The sequence below is a fragment of the Metallosphaera javensis (ex Hofmann et al. 2022) genome (assembly GCF_022064045.1).
Lineage (GTDB): Archaea > Thermoproteota > Thermoprotei_A > Sulfolobales > Sulfolobaceae > Metallosphaera > Metallosphaera javensis.
The window spans coordinates 62793-81672 of sequence record NZ_JAKNCW010000003.1 but is presented as its reverse complement, the minus strand read 5'-3'; the positions used below and the strand labels follow the sequence as shown (position 1 = coordinate 81672).

19 protein-coding genes are annotated in these 18880 nt (G+C 47.7%); 7 read left to right on the top strand and 12 right to left on the bottom strand.

Going from position 1 to position 18880, the window contains the following annotated elements:
* The first annotated feature begins 60 nt into the window (after positions 1-60).
* Entirely contained in the window at positions 61-1779 is a 1719-nt protein-coding gene (locus L3N51_RS03490) for a type II/IV secretion system ATPase subunit (protein WP_238025494.1), read from the top strand.
* Here L3N51_RS03490 and L3N51_RS03485 read toward each other — a convergent pair.
* The 5 genes from L3N51_RS03485 to L3N51_RS03465 are packed head-to-tail and all read right to left on the bottom strand — an operon-like array spanning position 1769 to position 6142.
* Positions 1769-3034 (bottom strand): glycosyltransferase, encoded by a 1266-nt coding sequence (locus L3N51_RS03485; RefSeq protein ID WP_238025493.1) that lies wholly within the window; start codon positions 3032-3034, stop codon positions 1769-1771. The genes L3N51_RS03490 and L3N51_RS03485 overlap by 11 nt on opposite strands.
* Positions 3034-3549, bottom strand: a complete 516-nt coding sequence (gene ppa, locus L3N51_RS03480; protein ID WP_238025491.1) for an inorganic diphosphatase — start codon at positions 3547-3549, stop codon at positions 3034-3036. Before ppa ends, L3N51_RS03485 begins: the two co-directional genes overlap by 1 nt.
* A gap of 36 nt (positions 3550-3585) precedes the next feature.
* Complete coding sequence (locus L3N51_RS03475) at positions 3586-4122, bottom strand: HD domain-containing protein (protein WP_238025490.1); 537 nt, start codon at positions 4120-4122, stop codon at positions 3586-3588.
* Complete coding sequence (gene thiD, locus L3N51_RS03470; protein ID WP_238025489.1) at positions 4119-5456, bottom strand: bifunctional hydroxymethylpyrimidine kinase/phosphomethylpyrimidine kinase; 1338 nt, start codon at positions 5454-5456, stop codon at positions 4119-4121. Before thiD ends, L3N51_RS03475 begins: the two co-directional genes overlap by 4 nt.
* Positions 5453-6142 (bottom strand): MoaD family protein, encoded by a 690-nt coding sequence (locus L3N51_RS03465; protein WP_238025488.1) that lies wholly within the window; start codon positions 6140-6142, stop codon positions 5453-5455. Before L3N51_RS03465 ends, thiD begins: the two co-directional genes overlap by 4 nt.
* Positions 6143-6236: 94 nt before the next feature.
* Between L3N51_RS03465 and L3N51_RS03460 the strand changes: the two genes are divergently transcribed.
* A complete protein-coding gene (locus L3N51_RS03460; RefSeq protein WP_238025487.1) occupies positions 6237-6662 on the top strand; it encodes a CoxG family protein in 426 nt (141 codons plus the stop codon).
* A complete protein-coding gene (locus L3N51_RS03455) occupies positions 6659-7069 on the top strand; it encodes an SRPBCC domain-containing protein (protein WP_238025486.1) in 411 nt (136 codons plus the stop codon). The genes L3N51_RS03460 and L3N51_RS03455 overlap by 4 nt, the downstream gene beginning before the upstream one ends.
* Here the strand turns inward: L3N51_RS03455 and L3N51_RS03450 are convergent.
* Complete coding sequence (locus L3N51_RS03450) at positions 7056-8618, bottom strand: GTPBP1 family GTP-binding protein (RefSeq protein WP_238025484.1); 1563 nt, start codon at positions 8616-8618, stop codon at positions 7056-7058. The genes L3N51_RS03455 and L3N51_RS03450 overlap by 14 nt on opposite strands.
* A gap of 61 nt (positions 8619-8679) precedes the next feature.
* Here L3N51_RS03450 and L3N51_RS03445 point away from each other — a divergent pair, with 61 nt between their 5' ends.
* Positions 8680-9186 (top strand): hypothetical protein, encoded by a 507-nt coding sequence (locus tag L3N51_RS03445; protein WP_425597984.1) that lies wholly within the window; start codon positions 8680-8682, stop codon positions 9184-9186.
* Here L3N51_RS03445 and hsp20 read toward each other — a convergent pair.
* Together hsp20 and mce are read right to left on the bottom strand one after the other, a co-directional pair.
* Positions 9158-9670 (bottom strand): archaeal heat shock protein Hsp20, encoded by a 513-nt coding sequence (gene hsp20, locus L3N51_RS03440; protein ID WP_238025481.1) that lies wholly within the window; start codon positions 9668-9670, stop codon positions 9158-9160. The genes L3N51_RS03445 and hsp20 overlap by 29 nt on opposite strands.
* Before the next feature lie 64 nt (positions 9671-9734).
* Positions 9735-10157 carry a methylmalonyl-CoA epimerase gene (gene mce, locus L3N51_RS03435; protein WP_238025480.1) on the bottom strand — a complete coding sequence of 141 codons (423 nt, stop codon included), beginning with the start codon at positions 10155-10157 and terminating at the stop codon, positions 9735-9737.
* Between the two features lie 88 nt (positions 10158-10245).
* Between mce and L3N51_RS03430 the strand changes: the two genes are divergently transcribed.
* Positions 10246-11907, top strand: a complete 1662-nt coding sequence (locus L3N51_RS03430; protein WP_238025479.1) for an acyl-CoA mutase large subunit family protein — start codon at positions 10246-10248, stop codon at positions 11905-11907.
* Here the strand turns inward: L3N51_RS03430 and L3N51_RS03425 are convergent.
* Positions 11904-12443 carry a phosphoribosyltransferase gene (locus L3N51_RS03425; protein WP_238025478.1) on the bottom strand — a complete coding sequence of 180 codons (540 nt, stop codon included), beginning with the start codon at positions 12441-12443 and terminating at the stop codon, positions 11904-11906. The genes L3N51_RS03430 and L3N51_RS03425 overlap by 4 nt on opposite strands.
* Entirely contained in the window at positions 12436-13524 is a 1089-nt protein-coding gene (locus tag L3N51_RS03420; protein WP_238025476.1) for an alkaline phosphatase family protein, read from the bottom strand. The genes L3N51_RS03425 and L3N51_RS03420 overlap by 8 nt, the downstream gene beginning before the upstream one ends.
* A 148-nt stretch (positions 13525-13672) precedes the next feature.
* On the opposite strand from L3N51_RS03420, the gene L3N51_RS03415 reads away from it, so the two are divergent.
* Positions 13673-15229 (top strand): phytoene desaturase family protein, encoded by a 1557-nt coding sequence (locus L3N51_RS03415; RefSeq protein WP_238025475.1) that lies wholly within the window; start codon positions 13673-13675, stop codon positions 15227-15229.
* 46 nt (positions 15230-15275) lie between these two features.
* Positions 15276-17075, top strand: a complete 1800-nt coding sequence (locus tag L3N51_RS03410) for an AAA family ATPase (RefSeq protein WP_238025474.1) — start codon at positions 15276-15278, stop codon at positions 17073-17075.
* On the opposite strand, the gene L3N51_RS03405 is transcribed toward L3N51_RS03410, so the two are convergent.
* On the bottom strand, positions 17014-17802 hold the full coding sequence (locus L3N51_RS03405) for an inositol monophosphatase family protein (protein ID WP_238025473.1): 789 nt from the start codon (positions 17800-17802) through the stop codon (positions 17014-17016). The genes L3N51_RS03410 and L3N51_RS03405 overlap by 62 nt on opposite strands.
* A complete protein-coding gene (trxB, locus tag L3N51_RS03400; RefSeq protein ID WP_238025472.1) occupies positions 17802-18773 on the bottom strand; it encodes a thioredoxin-disulfide reductase in 972 nt (323 codons plus the stop codon). The genes L3N51_RS03405 and trxB overlap by 1 nt, the downstream gene beginning before the upstream one ends.
* Between the last annotated feature and the right edge of the window lie 107 nt (positions 18774-18880).

Here is an 18880-nt window from a genome sequence, read left to right as displayed (position 1 = left end):
TTACGCCTAGAATGAGAGAAAAGAACATTTATAAAGAAGATTTACATCATATTATCTAGTATGAATTTAAATCTGCCACTGCCATTTCGTAGCAAACCTTCCCCTAAAAATGAACAGTTAAGCTTTGGGGATTTGCCAATTAGCCTTTATCCCATAACATTACCCTACGAGGAACTGCCCGAAATAATATCTGAGTACGAGGTTGATATGCTCAGCATGATGCCTAGAGCAGTTAAGTCATCTTTTGAATCCAATAATGTAGAATTGTCAATTGCCAATCCCCACACGTTTATCGTGTTTGACCAGGACAAGGGAATATTTAGGTATGTCTTAGTGGAGCCACCTATAGATCAAAATATTTTCAATGCTTACATTTACCTCATCAAGGAAATTGAAAGATCCCTCTTAAGCAAGGAGGATACCGTGGACATAGCCAAGATCTTACTAGATGCTAACGCTAAAATGCCCAGTATGGGCCTTGTGCAGGGCCAAGTAGGTGGGATAATCAAGCTCAGTACGAAAGGGAAAGTAGCCCTCTATTACCTGTTAAGAAACATGTTTGGTTACAACGTGCTCACTCCCCTGTTGGCTGACAACAAGATCGAGGACATATCATGTAGCGGAATTGGTCTACCGGTGTACGTGTATCACAGGGAGTATGATTACGTTCCCACCAATCTCATTATAACTGAATCAATGAAAGTATTGAACAGGGAAATTAGTGGACCTGAGCTACTGGATCAAATAGTATTAAGACTCATCTCGCTTTCAGGTAAAACGGTCTCAATAGCAACTCCCATAGCGGACGGTATATTGCCAAAGGGGGACAGAATAGCCGCTACGTTCAGATACGAGGTAAGCGCTAGGGGATCAAGCTTCGTCATTAGGAGATTCAGCGAGAGACCGATCACCATATTAGACTCGATTAATAGTGGGGTCATGAGCCCTGAAACCGCAGCCTATCTCTGGTACTCCATTGATCTTAGAATGTCGTTCATGGTTATAGGGGTCACAGGCGCAGGTAAGACAACGGTACTAGGTTCTATCCTGAATCTTGCGAAGGAGTCACTAAAAATCGTTTCCATAGAAGATATTCCAGAGATAAAGCTGGCTCAAGAGAACTGGGTTCAGCTCTATGCCAGGCAAGCATACGGTGAGTCCAGCAAGGAAATAGGCCTGATGGACCTGCTAAAACTCTCCCTGAGGTATAGGCCAGACATTATAGTAGTGGGTGAGATTAGGGGCGCAGAGTCCTACATCCTGTTCCAAGCCCTCTCCACAGGTCACGGAGGTGCCACGACCTTTCACGCCCACGATTCTGAGAGTGCAGTAAAGAGGTTAATGAACCCTCCACTTAACATTCCAGCCGAATGGATACCCATGAACAACATCATGATTAGTGTGAGAAGGTTACCGGTGCTTGTGGGAGATAAGATACAGCTGAAGAGGAGGGTCGTTGCCATAGACGAGCTGGTGACCGCGTCTGATTTCAGGAGAGTTGTCAACTGGGATCCCAAGGTGGATACTCATGTAGTGGACTTAGATAATGCGAAGGTTCTGAGGAACAGGCTGGAGGAGTCTGGAAGATCTCTTGAAGAAGTGAAAGAAGAGATACAGAGGAGAGCGCTTTACTTGAGGCTGATGGCAACATCCAAGGACATCGTTCAGAACCCTGAAAGCTACAAGATGGTCAAGAAATACATCATCAAGTACAGCCTGAGACCTGATGAGGCCATGAGAGAGGTAGCTAGGATGTCATCAATAAAGGTCACGGTATGATTAACAGAACAATTGAAATTACAAACAGAATGGTCCCTTGAATTAAATAGCTTTTTAGCGTTATTATTCCGCTCACAAGGAAGAGGTATGAAATGACGTTAGGCTCTAATGGTATCCATAACTCTTGTTCTCTCTCTACCTTGGGCGTAACTCTCCAGCTGAATTTTGCGTTGAAAAGACCAAGAAAGTAACCGGATAGGAAGGCAGAAATCATAAGCGCAGGAATCCTCAAGTCATACTCCCTTGTTCTAGATCTGAGAGAGAAGACCAAGGATGAGAGAAGGAACAGGGACATGGACGAAATCCAGATGATGGGGGATGAGGACAAGATGGGAGAGAGAAAACCTGCAATCAATAACACAATAAAAAACAGTGGGTATATCCCCCATTGGTTCGCGTACATTGCCCCCTCTATTCCTTTGATTCCCTTGCTTATCATGGAGAGGCTGTAGGGAAGAAGTTGTCCTGATCCATAAGCCCATCTTTTCATTTGATGGAAAAGGTCTTTCCAGTTATATGGGGCCAGGGTTTCTACCACAACGTCGTCTGCGTAGCCTACCTTAACCCCATTGAGGAATAACCTAATCCCTATCTCAAGATCCTCAGCGACCACTCCCTCCTTCCAACCTCCTATCCTTTTCAGGGTAGATGATTTAATTGCGAATGCAGAGCCGTTGGGGAATATGGGAAGCCCCCTAAGGTATCGTCCCCTGAAGAGGGAATCCATGGAGAACTCGGTTATCCCAGAGTAAAGAACCTGAAGTTTATTCTTGAGATCTCTCACCTTAAGTCTTAGGGCCACTGCCTCCGCTTGTCTCAAGTGTGTGGATACCTTGGTCAAGAAATCGGGATCTACCCTGGCTTCAGCATCTAAAAAAACTAGAAGTTCACCTGATGACAGGGAAACGCCGTAATTAAGTGCGCCAGCCTTCCTTCCGTGTGGTTTATCTCTTCTGACCAGTCGGAAGTTCACTGGAAGTTTAATATGTTTCAGTCTTTCAAACTTCTCTTCAGGATCGTCAGAGACCAGTATTACCTCGTAATCCGAATAGTTCAGCTTTGAAAGATTTTCCACCAGTTCCGAGATTGTGCTGGGATCCTCTTCCTTTATGGCAACGATTATTGATGCTTTACCATCGGCACTTCCCCTTGCGGGGTAAGAAATCCCGCTTCGAGTGTAATAGAATGTTTCCAGAAGTATCCAGGACGATGAAAGTATCGCAGATAAAATAATAACAACATCAATAAAAAGCATTACTTGTTCTTCCTCTCTATCGCCTTGGCTATCTTCTCCTTAGCCTCGGAAGCTGACCCCCAACCTGATATTTTTACCCATTTACCGGGCTCCAGCTCCTTGTAGTGCTCAAAGAAGTGCACTATCTTGTTCTTTGTGGCATCGTCAATATCATTGACGTCCTTAATTCTGGCGAACGTGGGATCGGTCTTCTCCTTGGGAACAGCTATTATCTTCTCGTCAACACCCTCTTCATCCTTCATATGGATCACGCCCACTGGCCTGGCCTCAATAACCGTACCGGGAAGCAGTGGATAGTTGGTCAATACTAGAACGTCAATGGGGTCACCGTCCTCCTCAAGTGTACCAGGCACGAAGCCGTAGTTAAATGGGTAGACCATGGAAGTGTAGAGAACCCTATCCACCTTTATTACTCCCTCCTCCTCGTCGTACTCATACTTTATGTTGGAACCACTTGGTATTTCCACAAGAACATTTACTATATCAGGTGCTTTCTTCCCTGGACCTAGATTCATGATAATCACTTAACTAATTGGACAATTCCTTAAATATCATTTGTCTTCACTCAAGAGGATCTCCTCCAGCTCTTTCCTAGAGCTAGAGAGGGGTTCCAAAGACCACAGCTCCTCCAGCTTTTTCCTGTATGTTTCAATGATCTCATCCACTGAGTAGCCCTGTCTCCTGTATCTAAGCGCCTGCTTATACGTCGCCATCATCTCAGAAAACTTGGCAATTACGCCTTCCAGTGTGTCCCTCCTTTCGTACTCAAGGAAAAGTTCCTTCCCCACACCCAGCTCTTCCACCGCCGATAGTTCAATCTTCTCCTTGGTAGCCCTATCAGTGAACCATTTGGGGAGATCTCCAATTAGGCTCTCCCCAACGTCATGAAAGAGTGCTATCACTGAGGCGTGATCTGGGTTCACGTTATGTCCCTTCTCCTTGAGCTTGGAGGCTATAACGTAGGCAATGACACTGGCCTCAAAGCTGTGGGATGCCACGGTCTCTCCTATGCCCGGCGGGACTCCCCTCTGCATCCAACCGGTTCTCACAAGGTTCTTACACCCTACGATGAGTCTTTCAAGTCTCATGTCCCCACCTCCCTAAGCAGAGTCGTTAGGGTCTCTATCATTTCCTCCATGGAGGACGTCCAGAACCTCACCATAGCCTCCTTACCAACCATTCCCCTGTCAAAGATCACGTTGGGAATCCTGCCAAGGTTTTCATGAACGTGTTCCACTATCCAGCTCATGGTTTTCCCCTCCGGACCCTGGGGCTCCAGTTCCCTGTGAACCTCCACAACTTCATATCCAATTTTCCTGAACGATTCCACGATCTTGGGGTTATATCTGATGTTAATGAGCGTATTTCCGGTTCCCTGCGTGGTTATTATTGATAATAGTAGCCTGGCTGTGTGGGTGGGGTAGCCGAAAGCCACCGGGAAACCCACTCTCACCCTTCCTCCCCATTCTCTAATAATCCTTCCCCTGAACGTGGCTATGTCATCAATTCCTGTAACGTATCTGGGATCAATGGAGTGCGCTAGATTGGACTGAACCTCTGGTATTAGAAGATGGAAATTTCTCTCCCTTTCCACGAACTCCGCAAACTTCTCCATTTCCTCCATCACCTTGGTCTTCATGGCCAACTTCTCCATGGGGACCAGAGGGTCAACCGGTCCAGTCCCACCTCCTATCTCGAGCCCATATCGGATACTTTCCTCCGTCACGCTCTTTGCCAGCCTAACAGCCTCCCTGACATGAAATCCCTTGGCCAGCATGCCAGCAATGGTTGATGCAAAGATGCTCCCAGTCCCGTGGGTGTTCCTATTGCTCAACCTTGGTGAACTCAACTGGATAACCTCCTCACCGTCGTATAGGACGTCAATGCTCTCTGCCGAATTAATATGACCTCCCTTTACGATAACGAAGGGTACCGAGAACTTCTCGTGAATGAGCTTGGAGGCGGTGATCTGGTCCTTCAGTGTTTCCACCCTCATCCCCACGAGTGTACCAGCTTCTATAGCGTTAGGCGTTACCACCATCGCCTTGGGAAGGAGGAAACGCTTGAAGGCCTCTAGGTCTGCGATCAACGTGGTACCATCCTTCGCGTGAATTACCGGATCCACAACCAACGGCAAATTCACCATCTCAGACACTACGCTCATTTGTTCACGGTTAACTATCATTCCTGTCTTAACCGAGCTTATCTTGAAGTCGTCAAGAAGAGCTTCGATCTGTTTCCTAAGGGAACTGGGGTCCACAACCACTACGTCCCTGATCCCTCGCGTATTCTGAGCAGTGATAGCAGTCACGGCTCCGACCCCGTGAACGCCTATGGACTCCAAGACCTTAATGTCGCTCTCCACCCCGGCCCCTCCACCACTGTCGAAACCTCCGATGGCCATGACTACGGGCTTTCTCACTCTCTCTTCACCCTCGTGTTCCCAGCCACAACCCAGAACTCTCCATCGTCCCTAACTTCCAACTTCCATATACCTGTGGTATGCTTCACCAGCTCTATGGCCTCCTTTACGGCATCAATTGAATCCTTCCTTCCGCGCCCTATGGTCATGATGAGGATAACGTCATCCCCTGGCTTCATGTTATCTATGGCGTGGATGATCTTAATGTTCAAGACGTCCTTGTATTTGTTCTTTATCTCATTTTCTATTTCACTTAACCTGCTCTGGGTATAGGAATCGTATGCCTCATAAACTAGGTTCTTAACTTCGTGACCCTCAACAATTCCCTTCACGAAACCTACGTAGATTACCATGGATCCGGCCTCAGGAGGTGCGGTAGCCCTGAAACTCCTTATCTCGTCTAGGATGTCCAGTTTCCCTCTCCTCAGATCTCCGCCAGCAGGCGGAGGAAGTACCGCCACCTCATCTCCATCCCTTATCTCCTTAACATTTGTCTTTCCATTCACGAGGAAGAAGACCTTTACGCCTGATATCTGTCCCTGAAGAAGTGCCTTGAATCTGGCTCCATATTTTGTGGCCAGTTCGTCCACAAGGCAATCCAGCTCACTGCAATGGGTCTCTAGCTCCTCAAAATCCTTCCCCGTGATGTCCTTAACTAGCGCGAAGTATCTGACCCTGATCTTCATTTTCCCCAAATAGTCATACGCGTTTTTAAGTACTTGATGATAACCCAACCAGTTTGATGTAAAACTTTTTTCTTATGAAGCCTTCAGAATACTCATGAAATATCAAGGGGAAGTAAAACTTAACGTAGACAAGGCAACCATTTGGGGTATTCTAAGCAATCCTGAATCCGTTTCCTCGTGTTTTCCTGGGATAAAGAGTATCACGAAGGAAGGAGATTCGTACAAGGTGGTCGGCTCAGCTGGAATTGGCTTCATCAAGGGTGAGTACAAGGCAACCGTGACCTTCACCAATGTTAATCCCATGGAAAGTATGACCATAAGCGCCAAGGGTACAGGACTGAACAGTAATGTGGACATCGTGGCTCAAGTGAAGGTCGATGATGGGAAGCTAAGTTACGACGCCGAGGTGAAGGTTGCTGGGGTTCTTGCCTCAGTTGGGGCCAGATTGATGGACCCCGCGGTGAACAAGCTTATTTCGGATCTTTTTGACTGTATAAAGAACAAGGTAGAAAAGAAATGACAAAGTTAAGCGGGCAGGAGAAGATTAAGAGCGAGGAAAAGGCCCTCTCTTTCTTCTCAGATGAGGGGAATCTCCTCCAATGCATACCCGGGGTTAAAAGTATAAATGGCAAAAAGTTCGTGATTGAGGCTAAGCTAGGTCCGTTGAGGGCTGAGTTATCCGGTGAAGTAAAGGAGTATGAGGTTAAGGAGCGTCAGGTGAGTAACCTTCTTCAGGTTGATGGCCCTGGTTTAATTGTTTTAATCAGAACAAGGCTCAACATTCAGGGAAGTGACCTACTGTGGGAGGCGGAGTACTCCATGGAGGGCTCACTGGCAAAGGCCTTGATGAACACCATAAGTAAACAGGCAGAGGACGTATCCAAGCAGATAATATCCTGCACTTTATCAAAAATTAATCAATCTTAGTAATAATACCTAGACCCCTGGTCCTGCCCTCTCTGAACACGAATATTTGTCCAGGTTCCACGTACTCCGACCTGAACATAAAGGTCAGCTGGACGTCTGAACTATCTCCTGTTCTCAGAATTCCCTTCTCTATCTTGTTGAACCTCACAGCCTGCCTGATGGTGTGAAGATGAAGAGTGGCCACGTATCCCTCCTTTATGGTGGTTGGATGATGGAGGAGTATAACTTTAGCCCAGAAGCTTCTCACAGCCTTTGGCTTGTTTTTAACTAGTACCATCCCTTTTCTCAGGCTATCCCTTTCTATGCCTTGAAGAGCGAAGGTTGCTATGGAACCTTGGTTCACGGAATCTACAAAAACCCTGTTCAGCTGAATGCTCTTTATCTTAATCTCTTTGAACTCGTTATATTTGCTGGGACCTATGAGCAGGCTGTCGTTAATTGAGACCTTTCCCCTTATCACGGAACCCAGTACCACCGGCCCAACCCCAGGCACGTTGTAGGTTTCATCTATGTACACCAGAGGATCAGACGATGGAGTTGATCTTCTTGGTGGGAGAAGATTGAGAAACTTGATTAGAAGATCTAGACCCTGCCCCGTCACATTGGATACCTTAAAGATGGGAACAACCCTCTTGGACCTTATTCCTATAATGCCGTTAAGTACATCTCCCTCATCCTCTACCTCCATGGCCAATCTGTTTATCCCGGGAATTTTCAGGACTTCCTTCACCTGATTCACTATTTCAGTGGTCCTCGATTCAGGGAACTTATCCACCTTGGTGATCACCACGAAGATTGGAAACCTGAGCACCGTGGAGACTGCCAGGTGTTCCCTCCCCATGATGCTTAACCCATCGTCCGCTCCAACAACAAGCATTACATAGTCGACCTCATATCCCATGAGGCCCTTCAACGTAGTTCTGAGATACCTCTCATGGCCCCCCAGGTCTATGAGCCTAATGGTCTTGGCACTCTTCAGTGTTATCTCCGCCTCATCCGTAGGATCCCTACACTGGGGATTCACCGGGTTGCCTGAGTTGTCAAAGCCCAGCAATCTCATGGTTATGGAGGAAGTTCTACCGCTGATCACCTCGTGCAGGTATCTTGCAACTGCGCTCCTGAGGGAGCCGTTGCCGTCATCAAGCTTTCCAGTGATCAATGTGCCAGTTAACGTGCTCTTCCCTGCATTTACGTGGCCCATCACAGCTACGTTTATCTGAATGGGTATCCTGTCCTTGTGAATCCTCACAAGTAGCTCTCCAACGTAGAGGTTGTCCTTTACCTTCACGATTCTCTTATGCGAAATCTTGGCGCTTATCATGGAGGCAACCCTCTCCACGGTATTTATGGTCGCATCCAACTCCTCTTTTGAAAGACCTATGGCCTCTCCCTCATCGCTAACCCCAACCACGTATAGGGCCTCTCCCCCACCCTCCTCAAGCCTGTACTTCATTTGCGTAGCTAGCTCCTGAAGTCTCTGTTCATTGAGATTCGATAGAATAAGTTTATATTCTATCTTCCCAATATCGTTCTCTCGTGGAAACCTCATACCTTAGATACTCTAACTATACTATGCGTAATAATACCAAATTAAATTTTGGTTGATGACCATGGAACCACAACTGATAATGGATCAGGTCTTTAAGTGTCCCGTGTGTAAGAAGGATACTTTTCAGGCGAAGGACTACCTGTACGAGACTCCTACGGGTAAGTTGATTCTCTCGTATTGGGAGTGCACGGATTGTCATTATCTCTACAGGGACGTTAAGCCATACGAGACTGGGATTCCTGTGGAGTTATCCCTCCTTGTAACTTCGGAGGAGGACCTTTCATCCCTGGTGTACAGGTCTGCTTTCGCCGAGCTACATATTCCTGAGCTTGGAGTAGAAGTGATTCCAGGTTCATCCTATCAGGGAGCAGTGAGCACGGTTAGGGGGCTCCTGGAAATAATCATGGATAACATGGGATCCCTATGCAAAAAGAAAAAATGCGACAAGATCAGGGAAGCTATGGATGGAAAAATTCAGTTCACCTTAATCATAAGGGATTCGTCTGGAACGAGTTTCATAAAAAACGATAAAGTTAAGGTCACTCGACCTTTATATCCTTCCCAGTAGCTACGGCCTTCTTCTTCATGACCACTTCCAGTACTCCATTCTTGTAGTTTGCCTTTGCGGTGTTCTCGTCCACCGGCGCTGGGAGTTCAACTTCCTTGTAGTACTTCTTGTCCTGAGAGTTGGCTGAGATGACTAGCAGATCGCCGTTAACCTTGACCTTTATGTCGTTCTTGTCCACTCCTGGGACCTCAGCTACTACCCTTATTTCATCGTTCTTCTCTATTACGTCAACAAGGGGTTCCCTCTCCTCGCTGAGGAGTGGTCTGTTGCCCAGTCTCTTCACGTTACCGAACTCCTCCACTACGGGTTTCCCGTCGGGTCCCATTGTTACCTTGAATCCGTACACGTAAGGTCCATAGGTTTTCACTTCTCCCTTCTCAGCTGCCCTAAAGAACTCCCTCTCCATCGCCTCGAACTCTTCTTCTATTTGCCTTACGAGATCATCAAAGTAACTAAATATATCCTTTGATCTCTTGGTGGGCATGGTCGATCACATTTAAATCTTTGATTGAGAAAATATAAAATTTTCGCCTAAAGTTTAAATTGCTTTAATGTGTTTCTTGAACCAGTTCCAGGAGCAGTCCCATGACGCTCTTGGGATGAACAAAGGCCACGAGGTGTCCCCTAGCCCCCTTCCTTCCGTTCTTATCGATTAAGGTCATTCCCCTGCTCTCAAGGTCCCTCAAGGAGGAGTTGATGTCCTCAACCTTCACTGCAAGGTGGTGCATGCCCTGTCCCCTCGTCTTCAGGAACTTTGCCACGGTATTGTTGCTGTCTTCGTGGTTCATGGGCTCCATCAGCTCGACGGAGGCAGTTCCATCCTTCCCCGTGAGGAAAGCTACCTTTATCCCCCTATCTGGCAGATCTTCCCTATGTACCAGTTTCATTCCTAGCTTTTCGGTATACATCTTAATGGCTTCCTCCAAATTTTCAACTGCGATTCCCACGTGATCTATATCTAAGGTCTCCATGGGATCTGTGATGATTTTTCCTATATAAGTTTAAGTAAAAAGCAAAGGTTATATACTGTATAAGCAAATTGTACCAGGGTATTTCCTGATGGTTACTCAGGAGAGGGTTAAGGAATGGGAAAGCAAATATCTGCAACCGTGGATATCTAAAAGAAAGGAGAGAAAAACAAAGTTCACCACTCCCTCTGGAATAGAGATAAAGACCCTTTACACTCCCCTTGACCTAAAGGGAGACTACGAGGAGAAGATTGGCTTCCCTGGAGAATATCCCTACACCAGGGGAATTTATCCAAACATGTACAGGGGGAGGATATGGACCATAAGACAGTATGCGGGTTTCGGCTCTGCAGAGGACACCAACGCCAGGTTCAGGAAACTCCTTGAGGCTGGACAGACTGGACTCAGCACAGCCTTTGATCTCCCCACCCAGCTGGGCCTGGATCCAGATAATGAACTGGCCTACACTGAGGTTGGAGTTGTTGGTGTCTCCATGTTTCACTGGAGAGAGATGGATATAGTTACTAACCAGATCCCCCTGAACAAGGTATCCACATCCATGACCATCAACGCCACGGCTATGGAATTGCTCTCCATGTATGTGGCGACCGCCGAGAGCAGAGGAGTGAGTCCTGCGGAAATAGACGGAACCGTTCAGAACGACATCCTGAAGGAATACATTGCAAGGAAGAACTACATTTACCCCCCAGAACCTTCCATGAGGTACGCCATAGACATCATTGAGTACTCCTACAAGAACATACCCAAGTGGCACCCCATCAGCATCAGCGGTTATCACATAAGGGAGGCTGGGGCGGACGCTGTTCTGGAGGTCGCCTTCACTCTGGCGGATGGTATAGAATACGTCAGGAAAACATCGGAAAGGGGTATTCCCGTTGACGATTTTGCCCCCACTCTCTCCTTCTTCTTCGCCGGATATACCAACCTCTTTGAAGAGGTTGCAAAGTTCAGGGCTGCTAGAAGGATGTGGGCCAAGATAATGAGGGATATGTTCAATGCAAAGAAGCCAGACTCCATGACGCTGAAATTTCATACGCAGACCGGAGGTGCAGAGCTGACGGCCCAACAGCCTGAGATAAACATCATTAGAACCACGATTCAAGCTCTGGCTGCTGCACTGGGCGGTACCCAGAGCCTTCATGTGAACTCATATGACGAGGCGGTCGCTCTCCCTAGCGAGAAGGCTGCCAAGATAGCAATCAGGGTACAGCAAATAGTGGCGTATGAGAGCGGATCCACTGAGACAGTTGATCCCCTAGCGGGGTCATACTACGTGGAGTGGTTAACGGATGAAATAGAGGAGAGGGCATGGAAAATAATCGAAAGGGTGGAAGGCATGGGCGGGATGATGAAGGCGGTTGAGAAGGGATTCCCGCAGGCGGAGATAGCTGAGAGCGCTTACAGACTTCAGAAGAAGATAGAGGAAGGGGAGATGATCAGGGTAGGAGTTAACATGTCCTACGAACCTGATTGGATAGGGACCACGGAGGTGTTCAGGGTAAATCCAGAGGTGAGGGAGAGGGTTCTCACAAGGTTAAAGCAATATAAATCTGAAAGGGATCAGATTAAGGTGAGGGACTCCCTAAACGCCTTGAGGAAGGCTGCAGAGAACCCGTCGGTCAACCTGTTCCCCTACGTCTTGGACGCCATAAAGAAAGGTTGCACAGTAGGAGAGATAAGCTCCGCCCTCAGGGAAATCTGGGGAGAGTATAAGGAGCCAATTATTTTCTAACTCTTCATCTTGGAGAAGAGCTCGTGTAGCTCAAAGTACTTCTCCTTTTTTGATACAGGTGCCTCAGGGTTAGATCTCACCACGTCCCATTTGTCCCATGGAAAAATTATCCACTTCCCAACCTGTTCCCCAAAGTAGTCCGGTATCTTCCTAGACCAAGGTTTGACGTAAAGAGTTGCAGTCCTGATAAGCCTTGGCGAAAACATGGAAATCACGTTGGTAACTGCCTCCAGTGTTTCCCCCGTATCCGAGACGTCATCAACCACAAGCACCTTCTTGTTCTCGAGGTCGTTCACGTATACTGCCCTTATCACCGGCTTGCTCTCGGTCTGGTTCACGTCTCTGTAGAATTTTATATCTATATACTTTATATTTTTCATGTTTAGGATGTCAGCAAAAAGCTTCGCGGGGATCACGCCTCCGGTCAGAATAGCCACTATCACATCTGGGTAAAAGGATTCTGTTGCCATCCTCTTGGCAATGCGAAATATCTGCTCCTCAATATCATCCCATGTGGGACTGAAGAACTCAACCATTGATCATCACCAGCGGAACTTCCAACTCTTCTCTAAGCAGGCCACCGTGATGGCCTTTAAGTCTTGTGTAGCCTGATTTCTCCCTGAAGTTGAAGAAATACGAGGTATAATCCAGGGGTACCCCCACGAAATCTGGCATGCTCTCCGGGACTCTGTTGCCTCCCAGTAGCCTGAGGGTCTCATCCCTGTCAAACACCTTCAGGTTATATCTGGTCTCTAGGAACACCTTCAGGTCGTACCTGGATTTCAGGAAGAGGGCCCTGGAATCGCCGTAAGGGGGGATCTCAAGCATGTTCATGAGCTCAAGGTCCTTATCCACCTCAATCCTCTGCGTGGTGTCCACTAGACCGTGATCCGCAGTTATGACGGCAGTGTATTCCTTCCTCTCCTTGAAAAGCGAGTAGAACCTCATGAAGATCTCCCTACTGGCAGACTTAACCGGGTCAGTATAGGGCCCGTACTTGTGGGCTAGGGAGTCTATATCGGGGATGTAAGCGTAGATAAACCTAATTCCCTTGTCCATGAGCTGTTTGAGCGATTCGTAAGCGTCCCAGACGTTGAGATAGGTCCTGGTCTCCTGCGTGGTTCCCTGGACGGTAGTGGTGAACTGGCTGTTTTCAATTCCCTGGGGCAGAACCGATGCGGTGCCCTCCTTCACCTGGGAGAGGTAACCCTTGGCCTCAGGAAAGGCCTTCTCAAAGGGGAGCCCATCCGAAAGGCTATCCCTTTCGTTCATGGTAGGGTGGGTATACCTGAGCACGTTTATTATTCCCCCAAGCCTCTTTACGTATGTGTTATAGCCTAGGATGCCATGTTCTGCCGGAGTCTTGGCCGTGAATATTGATGCCAGGGTGGCAGAGGTCGTGGATGGGAAGACACCGTGTATCCTTATTGCCTCCTTCACTTCCCCGAGGGAGTTTTCCATGATGTTCCATCCGAAGCCGTCGAGGATGAGGAGGACCAGCTTCTCACCTGTGAGGGAATAGCTGGTATTGCACTGAACCTCAACTCCAAGCCATTTGGCGATACCGCATCCCAGGGAATAAAGGTTCTTGCTGTAATCGGGGTATACCAATGACATACGATTAGTGTTAAAACCCCATTTTATTAAAATACCTACATGCCAATATCAGAAATTTTGGTGACCATGTCCTACGTGGCCATAGCTTTCATTGCAGTGGGAGTTGCTCTCTCAGTCGTGGTGTGGCTGGGACAGAGGAAGTGAAAGCATGTACGACGTGGCCATTGTGGGCGGTGGTCACAACGGCCTAGTTACTGCATCTTACCTGGCCATGAATGGGCTAAAGGTTGCTGTATTTGAAAGGAGAAATATTGTGGGCGGTGCCTCAGTTACGGAGGAGTTATGGCCTGGCGTTAAGGTTTCCACTGGCGCTTACGTCCTGAGTCTTCTCAGGCCCAGAATCGTGAGGGACCTCAACTTGGAGAGATTCGGGCTCGAGGTGATAACCAAGGATCCAGGGCTCTTTGTCCCATTTGGAAAGGGAAAATCTCTGTACATATGGAACGACCTGAAGAGGACCCAGAGGGAGATAGAGAAATTTTCCAGGAGGGATGCGGTGGCATATGAGAAGTGGCTGAAGTTCTGGGATCCCTTTTATGAGCTTGCCGATTTCCTGATGTTATCCCCTCCTCCCTCATGGGAGGATTTAGATGGATTGATTTCCCTCGTAAGGGGACAGAGTCTTGACCTCTCAAGTCTGGCCTTCTCCCTGCGGTCAATTGTTCAGGACGCGTCATCCCTTCTTGACGAGTTCTTTGAATCTGACGAGGTTAAGGCGGCGCTTGTGGAGGACGCAGTGGTGGGGACCATGGCATCGCCCTCCACCCCAGGAACAGCCTACGTCTTGGCTCACCACGTCTTGGGAGAGGTTAATGGGGTGAAGGGTTCATGGGGTTACGTTAAAGGAGGAATGGGCGGTGTAACGCAGGCCCTGAGAAGGTCAGCAGAACACCTTGGAGTGGATATATTCACCGGGGCAGAGGTCGACAGTATACTAGTGAGGGGTGGTAAGGCTGAGGGTGTGATGCTGTCTAGCGGGAAGGTAATTCACTCTAAGGTGGTTGTCTCCAACGCTGATCCCAAGACCACATTTCTTAAACTTCTCAGGGACGCAGAGCTGGAGGAGGACTTCCTCAGGAAGGTCAAGTCCCTGAAGAGCAGGGGAGTCTCGTTCAAGATTGTTGGTTTCACTGAGGAGCTTCCCGATTTCGGAAATGGTTCCACCCTGGGCCCGGAGCACGTGGCGTCAGAACTGATTCTACCCTCAGTTGAGTATGTGGAGAGGGCCTTCACTGACGCCAAATCCTTGGGCTATTCCAAGGAGCCTTGGCTTTCCATAAACATACAGTCCTCTGTTGATCCCACTGTTGCCCCTCCTGGCAAGTTCTCCTTCTCCATCTTCGGCCAATACTTACCATATTCCAAGAACCTGGATGAAATGAAGGAACTGGTGTATCAGCTGTCCATGGAGAAAATAAGGGAATACGCACCCAACTTCAAGCCCGTCAAGTATGAAGTCTTAACCCCACTGGACATAGAGAGAAGGTTTGGAATAACCGAAGGAAACATATTCCATCTGGACATGACACCAGACCAGCTATACGTTTTCAGACCCCTTCCTGGACTTCACGACTATACCACTCCTGTTCAGGGACTGTATCTATGCGGTTCAGGTACCCATCCAGGTGGAGGCGTCACAGGAGCTCCTGGCTTTAATTCAGCCCAAAAGATATTGTCTGACCTCAAAAGTAACAAAATAGGCTAAACCGTTTTTACTCCTGCTTATATATGCCTGTGACAGAAATATCTTAATGAGCTATATCGAGACGATGCTAATTCTTTTTATAGCACTTGGTATTATAGTCTACATACTTATGGGTCTATTTAAAAGATTTACTACCAATTTCACCACCAGTGACAGAGCGTCGCAGGTTCAGATGAAATCCAAGAAGAAAGAGGAGGAGGAGAGAAAAGCTTCCTGGGACGACATTGGAGGCTACGAGGACGTAAAAAAGGAGATAAGAGAGTACATCGAATTTCCCCTTAAGAACAAGGATATAGCCAAGACCTATGGGCTCAGGCCCCCCAAGGGCGTGTTACTTTTCGGTCCACCAGGTTGTGGTAAAACCCTCATGATGAGGGCTCTTGCTGGCGAGGCCAAACTGAACTTCATCTATGTGAACGTCAGTGATATAATGAGCAAATGGTACGGGGAAAGTGAGGCTAGGCTCAAGGAATTGTTCGCCAATGCCAGAAAGAACTCTCCATGCATTCTCTTCTTTGATGAGATAGATACCATTGGCGTAAGAAGGGAAACCCACAGCGGGGATTCAGTCACTCCCAGGTTGCTTTCTTTGATGCTCTCTGAAATCGATGGGCTTCACAGCGACGATGGAGTAATCATAGTTGGTTCCACGAACGTACCACAGACGCTGGATAAGGCGTTGCTCAGGGCCGGCCGGTTCGATAAACTGATTTTTATAGGGCCTCCCAACAAGCAGGCCAGACTGGAGATACTCAAGGTTCACTGTGCAGGCAAGCCTCTTGCTCCTGACGTTGATTTAGCTAAGATAGCTGAGATGACGGAAAGGTATAGCGGGGCGGACCTAGCTAACATTTGCCAGGAGGCAGCAAGAAAAGTGGCTGTAGAGGCCCTGGAGAGTAAGACTGAGAGGAAAATAACCATGCAGGACTTCACGGAGATCATTCAGAGGTACAAGCCCAGTATCACTCTTCAGATGCTTGAGGAATTCGAAAAATTCAGGCTGGATTACGAAAGAAGATCTAGGAAATCAGAGGACGCGAAGGAAGGAGAGGACAAGATAACCTTGGACGACATTGGTGGCTACACCAAGGTAAAACAGGAACTTAAGGAACTTCTTGAACTCCAGTTAAAGTATGCTAGGCTAATGGAGCAGATGAGGGTTCCACCCATCAGGGGGCTCCTGCTCTATGGTCCACCAGGCGTAGGGAAGACCATGATGGCGAAGGCGTTGGCGAAGACCTTGGACGTTAAGTTGATTTCAGTTAGCGTTGCAGAGATCATGTACAAGGGGTATGAGGGGGCCGTTGCTACCATCAAGGAAGTGTTTAACAGGGCAAGGGAGAATAGACCGGCCATAATTCTGCTGGACGAGCTCGACGCAATCGCCTCTAGGAGAACGCAGAGAGGTAACGGAGAATCTTCCAAGATCGTGAATCAGCTGTTGACTGAGATGGATGGAATAAGAAACCTGAAGGAAGTAGTCGTTATTGGTACCACTAACAGGATAAAGGTAATAGACCCAGCACTGCTCAGACCAGGTAGATTTGACATTGTTATAAGGATGGGTCTTCCCAACTTGGAAGAGAGACTGGATATACTGCAGAAATATCTGGGCAAGGAGAGTTGCGAAGAGGTGGATTGCAGGAAGGTAGCGGAGCTTACCGAGAATTACACCGGCGCAGACTTGGCTGCACTGGCCAGGGAAGCCAAAATTAGGGTACTCAAGGATATAATAAGGGGGCAGACCGAGAGGAAGTTAACCAAGGAAGACCTGATGGAGTCTCTCAAGAAGGTAAAGCCTTCCACGTTGATAAAATCCGTTGAGAAAGCGAAGAATCAGGAGTAACCAGCACGTTCTTTATCACTGAAACCCTATTCAGATCGATACTTATTCTATCTCCCTCAAGATTAAAGGGTGGTATACTCACCTTCTCGCAGAAGTTCAGTGATGAGGCAATGTCCACGTTCCTGAGCTTGTTTCTCACGTCCAGGAAGAGATAGGCTCTTCCTGTACAAACCAGCAACATGTCCAACGACGCAGCGCCAAGGTTCCTCGTCTTGTAATTTCCCTCTATGGACGAAAGCACTTGGGTTATTTCCCTAAGTTTAGTCCTGTCAAAGTAGGGAAGAACTATCCTCTGCTTAGGAGAAGGCACACTTTCTACCCTCTTCCCATTTATGTACGCTCCAGTTTCATCATAGGAGTAAGTCTTCCCAGAGAATATCTCACCCACTATGCCAGCCACAGGGGTTCCCTGAGACGAGTAGACTGAGATTGATACAGCAGCCCAGGTTATGCCGTTAAGGAAATTGGTACTTCCATCCAGGGGATCTATTACCGCAACGTACTCTGACCCTTCTCTCCTTATGGTACCAGTCTCCTCAGTGACATAGGTCATTGAAATACCTGTCTCATTTAGCTTCTCCAGCACAAAGTCTTCCGCAAGCTTATCTATGACCTTTGTTGTGTCATCTCCATGAGTTCCCAAGACCCTGTCTATTCCTTCCCTTCCACTCATTTCCCTAAGATACTTGGTGGCCTCTGCTGAGATCTTTTCGAGGATATTTCTCATCATGTTTTACCTTTTCTTTCGTTCAGATAGTTATAAGCTGAATGTGCGGCCACTGCACCCATGGCTGTGGATGTAGCCACTTGTCTAAATCCTATCCACTTATCTGTACAATCTCCGGCTGCGAATACACCTGGAAGGTTTGTCCTTGTCCACTCGTCCACCTTTATGTAACCCTGTTCATCCACCTCCAGTCCGTTGATCTTAGCGAACTCCGTCGGTGGCTCAAACCCTATCTCCACGAATATTCCGTTTGCATCAATTTCCCTAATCTCACCGGTTTTGAGGTTCTGTACCACAACCTTCCTGACGAGCTTGTCTCCCTTGATTTCCTTGACCACGGAGTTAAGTATTAACTCAACGTTTGGCTTCTCCTTGACCAGCTTCACTATAATGGGTTGAGCCCTAAACTCATCTCTACGATGGACAAGGTAGACCTTAGTGGCGTATCTGCTTAGTAATTCAGCTCCATCAAGTGCAGAGTTTCCTCCTCCCACAACCACCACAGGCTTGTTCTTGAAAAGGGGAGCGTCACATACAGAGCAGTAGGAGACGCCCCTTCCGGTAAACTCGTTCTCTCCCGGAACGTTAAGCTTCCTCCTCTTTGTGCCCACTGCAACGATCAGGGTGGAAGCCCTGAACTCTCCCTTTCTCTTTGTCTTAACCACGTATTCCTCTCCTTCCCTTCTGAAGGACTCAACCCTGTCCATGAGAACAGGTACTTTGTACTTCTCAACATGGGCATTGAATAACTTAATCATTTCCGAGGCTTGAACTCCAATGAGGCCTAGATAGTCATCCACTTCGCCTGCCTCGGTTAGTTGACCTCCCGGGGTCTCCCCTATTACCAGGGTTTTCAGCATGTACCTAGCTGCATAGAGCGCAGCGCTATAGGCTGCTGGACCAAGACCAATGATGATGGTATCGAACTTCTCATTTGGGTTAATATTAGTTGAGCGTGGAATGAGACTCATAAAGTTCAACTACCTCTCAAAATATTAAATGTTGTCTTCGCTCCTGTTTAAACTTTTTCTTATAAAAACAGTCTAAACACCTGTATAGAGTTGTGGGAAACAGAGTT